The following is a 4,510-nucleotide window of genomic DNA, read 5'->3' as shown; positions in this document are numbered from 1 at the left end:
CCTTGTATCAGAATTTACTCTCCGACTATAGCTCATTTCAGGTGGCTGAGTGCAGTCGAAGCCGCAGTGAGGGCTTGGTCTGTGTTTAGCCGTCTGTATGCACAATAAGGTTATTGGCTATCGTCGGCCTGCCCGTCTTCTTTGCGTTTGTTGTCTTTATTGTCGCCGTCGGGAATGGCGGCGCGTACCAGCGCGCCTGTGCCTTTAACGGCGATTTTGCCGGCGGTCATCACCGTGGTAGCCGCCAGGTCTGCGGCGGCAGCCACCACGCAGCCGCTTAATACGCTGCATACGGCGGCTGCGGCAATCAGGTTACGCAGGCTCATGACTGGCCGCATCCGCAATGGTCGTGGTGGTCGTGTCCGCAGCCTGAGGCGGCTTCGTGCCAGGCTTCGTCGTCGCCGTCGAATTCTTCCACTTCGTCGAATTCGCCGTTTTCAACCATCGCTACCAGCTCTTCCAAATCGTGTGAGCCTTCCACCCAAAAGCAGGGTACGTCGGGCGGGGTATCGGGCGCGAGCAGGGCGGCGGTGCCGTCGTGCCAGGCCAGCCAGTAGCCGTTGGCCGTGCGGACAAACTGCGCGTCCGGATGGATGGTTTCGTTTTCGGTATTGACCAGCATGCGCTCGGCAATCTCAGCTTGGAAGGGTAAAGTCTGCATGGTATGTCTTTCTGAAAAAGTCAGACGGGTATTGTAACAGGCCGTCTGAAAAAAAGCGGGTTTTAAATTGATGGGGATATAGTCATAAAGGAGAATGCTACGCGTTGCAGTGTCCGGCTTAAAGAGGGGCTTGACTAAGCTGCTAAAGCAGCAAGTCCGCCAGCCACACCGTAGCGATTTTCAGACGGCCTGTTTGATGGCCGCATCAATCGATGCGGCAATAGGCGACCTCCAAAATCTCGATGGTTTCCGCGCCTTCGGGGCCGCGCAGGACGACTTCGTCGCCTTCGCGGGCTTTAATCAGGCTGCGGGCCAGCGGGGAAATCCAGGAGATTTTGTTGCGCGCGGTGTCGATTTCGTCCACGCCGACGATTTTGACGGTCTGCTCGCTGCCGTTGCCGCGCAGCAGGGTGACGGTGGCACCGAAAAATACCTGGTCGGTCGGTTCGCGCTGCTCGGGATCGACGACAACGGCGGCTTCCAAACGCTTGGTGAGAAAGCGGATGCGGCGGTCGATTTCGCGCATACGGCGTTTGCCGTAGAGGTAGTCGCCGTTTTCGCTTCGGTCGCCGTTGCCCGCCGCCCAGTTGACGATTTGTACGATGTCGGGGCGTTCTTTGTTCACCAGCTGATACAGCTCGTCTTTCAGCGCCTGCCAGCCGACGGGGGTAATGTAGTTTTTGGTTTCGGTGCTCATGTGTGTGCGGGAATATGCGGTAGGTCTTGGGGCGGTATTTTAGCGTAATTTGCGGCGCAGGCGGAAAATGCGGCGGCGAAATCCGCAGGCCGTCTGAAAATCCGCTAAAATAGCGCATTGTTTATTTTTCAGACGGCTTTACATCATGCTGGTATTGGGAATCGAATCTTCTTGCGACGAAACGGGCGTGGCGCTGTATGACACGGAGCGCGGCTTGTTGGCGCATCATCTGCACACGCAAATGGCGATGCACGCGGAATACGGCGGCGTGGTGCCGGAATTGGCGAGCCGCGACCACATCCGCCGCTTGGTGCCGTTGACCGAGGGCTGCCTGAAAGAAGCGGGCGTGGGTTACGGCGACATCGACGCAGTGGCGTTTACGCAGGGGCCGGGCTTGGGCGGGGCGCTGCTGGCCGGATCGAGCTATGCCAATGCGCTGGCCTTTGCGCTGGATAAGCCTGTGATTCCGGTGCATCATTTGGAAGGGCATCTGCTGTCGCCGCTGTTGGCGGAGGAGAAGCCCGAATTTCCGTTTGTGGCTTTGCTGGTGTCGGGCGGGCATACGCAGTTTATGGCGGTGCGCGGTTTCGGCGATTACACGCTCTTGGGCGAGAGTGTGGACGATGCGGCGGGCGAGGCGTTCGATAAAACGGCGAAACTTTTGGGGCTGCCTTATCCGGGCGGGGCGAAGCTGTCGGAGCTGGCGAAGCTCGGCCGCGCCGATGCGTTTCAGTTTCCGCGCCCGATGCTGCATTCGCATGATTTGCAGATGAGTTTTTCGGGTTTGAAAACGGCGGTGCTGACGGCGGTGGAAAAAGTGCGTGCGGAAAACGGCGGCGACATCCCCGAGCAGACGCGCAACGACATCTGCCGCGCCTTTCAGGATGCGGTGGCGGATGTCTTGGTGGCCAAAGCCAAAAAAGCCCTGCTGGATACGGGTTTCCGCACGCTGGTGGTGGCCGGCGGCGTGGGCGCAAACTGGAAGCTGCGCGAGGAATTCGGCCGCCTGAGCGTGCAAAAGCCGTCTGAAAAAGGGCAGAAAAAGCCGCCGGTCGAGCGGGTTAACGTGTATTTCCCGCCTATGGCTTATTGCACCGACAACGGCGCGATGATTGCGTTTGCGGGGGCGATGCGCCTGCAGGAGCAGCAGGAAGCGGGCGGGTTTAATGTGAAACCGCGCTGGCCGCTGACGGAGATTGTGCGGGCGGAATAAACGCCGCGTGCAGCCGGGAAAAGCCGCTTGCAGCAAGCCGTCTGAAAAAGCCGCCGGGCATCGGGGTTTTTCAGACGGCTTTTTTGTTGCAGATTACCATCGGCAACAGCGTTTGGATGCGGAAAAAGCGGAGCGGGCGGCGGAATTTCAGTATAATACCAAACTTAACTTTCTTTTTCTTTTTGATGTCGAAACCAAATGAGTACTTCACATTCCAATTTTCTGGAACGCGTGTTCCGCCTGCGTGAAAACGGCACTAGCGTGCGCACGGAAATGATGGCGGGTCTGACCACCTTCCTGACCATGTGCTACATCATCATCGTCAACCCGCTGATTTTGGGCGAGGCGGGCATGGATATGGGCGCGGTGTTTGTGGCGACCTGTATCGCCGCCGCCATCGGCTGCTTCGTGATGGGCTTTGTCGGCAATTATCCGATTGCGCTGGCGCCGGGCATGGGCTTGAACGCTTACTTTACGTTTGCCGTGGTCAAAGGCATGGGCGTGCCCTGGCAGGTGGCGTTGGGCGCGGTGTTTGTATCGGGCCTGATTTTTATTTTGTTCAGCTTTTTCAAAGTGCGCGAGATGTTGGTGAACGCGCTGCCGATGGGCTTGAAAATGTCGATTGCCGCCGGTATCGGCCTGTTTTTGGCACTGATTGCGCTCAAAGGTGCGGGCGTGATTGTGGACAACCCCGCCACGCTGGTGGGTTTGGGCGATATTCACCAGCCCTCGGTATTGCTGGCGATGGCGGGCTTTGTGATGGTGGTGGCGCTGGGCTATTTCCGCATCCGCGCGGCGATTATCATCACCATTTTGGCCTTGACCTTGGTGTCGTCGCTGCTGGGGCTGAGCGAGTTTAAAGGCGTGGTCGGCAGCGTGCCGAGCATTGCGCCGACGTTTATGCAGATGGATTTCGACGGTCTGTTTACCGTCAGCATGGTCAGCGTGATTTTCGTGTTCTTTTTGGTGGACTTGTTTGACTCTACGGGTACGCTGGTCGGCGTCTCCCACCGCGCCGGTTTGCTGGTGGACGGCAAGCTGCCGCGCCTGAAACGCGCGCTGCTGGCGGATTCGACGGCCATTGTGGCGGGCGCGGCCTTGGGTACGTCTTCGACCACGCCGTATGTGGAAAGCGCGGCGGGCGTATCGGCGGGCGGCCGCACCGGCCTGACTGCGGTAACCGTCGGCGTATTGATGCTGGCCTGCTTGATTTTCTCGCCGCTGGCGCAGAGCGTGCCCGCATTTGCCACCGCACCGGCCTTGCTGTATGTGGGCGTGCAGATGATGCGTAGCGCCACGGAAATCGACTGGGACGATATTACGGAAGCCGCGCCCGCGTTCCTGACCATCGTGTTTATGCCGTTTACCTACTCGATTGCCGACGGTATTGCCATGGGCTTTATCAGCTACGCGGTGGTGAAACTGGTGTGCGGCCGCGCGAAGGAAGTACCGCCTATGGTATGGATTGTCGCCGTGCTGTGGGCGGCGAAGTTCTGGTATTTGGGCGGTTAACAGTTTGAGTTGATATAGTCATTGAAAATCAGAATGATACGGCGTTTCTGCGCCATTCTTATTTTAAATGACTATATATGAAAAAAGCCGTCTGAAATCTGCGGATTTCAGACGGCTTTTTTGCGGGTAAGGGGAGGGGGGCGACCTTTATTCTTCAGGTGTCTGAGCGTAGTCGAAGCCTCAGGTAAGGCTTCGACTACGCTCAGACACCTGTATGCAAAATAAAGTTATCCGGCGATATCCGACCTTCGCTTGTTTGGCAGAAAAGGGCAAATGCTAGCGGAATATCGGGCGGGTGCGGATGTTAATGAATGTATTTAAAAACAGTTGTTTATCAGCCGATTTTACTCGATTTTGCAATATATTGATTTTGTGGTATTATTTAGGCTATCGAATTTATAGTTTAATTTAAACTTTCAATTTGTCG

At 57.0% G+C, this 4,510-nt stretch carries 5 protein-coding genes; 2 read left to right on the top strand and 3 right to left on the bottom strand.

Features of this window, described 5'->3' with window-relative positions; translation table 11 throughout:
* Positions 1–110 precede the first annotated feature (110 nt).
* From BDE01S_RS08625 to greB, 3 genes are all read right to left on the bottom strand, one after another.
* Entirely contained in the window at positions 111–326 is a 216-nt protein-coding gene (locus BDE01S_RS08625; protein WP_066080246.1) for an NF038104 family lipoprotein, read from the bottom strand.
* Positions 323–661 (bottom strand): general secretion pathway protein GspG, encoded by a 339-nt coding sequence (locus BDE01S_RS08620; protein WP_066080243.1) that lies wholly within the window; start codon positions 659–661, stop codon positions 323–325. Before BDE01S_RS08620 ends, BDE01S_RS08625 begins: the two co-directional genes overlap by 4 nt.
* 205 nt (positions 662–866) lie before the next feature.
* Positions 867–1,358, bottom strand: a complete 492-nt coding sequence (gene greB / locus BDE01S_RS08615; protein ID WP_066080240.1) for a transcription elongation factor GreB — start codon at positions 1,356–1,358, stop codon at positions 867–869.
* A gap of 145 nt (positions 1,359–1,503) precedes the next feature.
* On the opposite strand from greB, the gene tsaD reads away from it, so the two are divergent.
* Both tsaD and BDE01S_RS08600 read left to right on the top strand, forming a co-directional pair.
* A complete protein-coding gene (tsaD, locus tag BDE01S_RS08610) occupies positions 1,504–2,571 on the top strand; it encodes a tRNA (adenosine(37)-N6)-threonylcarbamoyltransferase complex transferase subunit TsaD (RefSeq protein WP_066080238.1) in 1,068 nt (355 codons plus the stop codon).
* Between the two features lie 198 nt (positions 2,572–2,769).
* Positions 2,770–4,083: an NCS2 family permease gene (locus BDE01S_RS08600; protein ID WP_066080232.1), complete on the top strand. Its 1,314-nt coding sequence runs from the start codon at positions 2,770–2,772 to the stop codon at positions 4,081–4,083.
* The last annotated feature ends 427 nt before the right edge of the window (positions 4,084–4,510 follow it).

The sequence above is a fragment of the Bergeriella denitrificans NBRC 102155 genome (assembly GCF_001592185.1).
GTDB lineage: Bacteria > Pseudomonadota > Gammaproteobacteria > Burkholderiales > Neisseriaceae > Neisseria > Neisseria denitrificans.
This window is presented reverse-complemented; position numbering and strand designations above follow the sequence as displayed.